Source organism: Clostridium sp. CMCC3677 (assembly GCF_023845585.1).
GTDB classification, from domain to species: Bacteria; Bacillota; Clostridia; order Clostridiales; family Clostridiaceae; genus Clostridium; species Clostridium aquiflavi.
The window spans coordinates 1-235 of sequence record NZ_JAMQHS010000096.1; the positions used below are offsets into that span (position 1 = coordinate 1).

The following is a 235-nucleotide window of genomic DNA, read 5'->3' on the forward strand; positions in this document are numbered from 1 at the left end:
AGATCCGGGGAAGTTGAATGCCGGCCGAAAGCTATTGCTAACTCTATTTAACCGTGACTTTGAGATAGTGAACGAGTTGGAACTGCCCTCGCGCAGATATAGTTACTATACCGGGTGGTGTGCATTGGATGAGGGTATACTGATTTTTGTCGATAACATACTCTCCGGTTCAGACGCCTCCGAGGAGTTGATTTTTGATGTTTATAGACCAGTCTAAAATAGAAATATCTTAATA

1 protein-coding gene is annotated in these 235 nt (G+C 42.6%); it reads left to right on the forward strand.

Annotated features, from left to right (window positions below; all coding sequences use genetic code 11):
* On the forward strand, nt 1–217 hold a 217-nt coding region (locus NG901_RS16855), incomplete at its 5' end, for a hypothetical protein (protein ID WP_252217102.1).
* Nucleotides 218–235 lie beyond the last annotated feature (18 nt).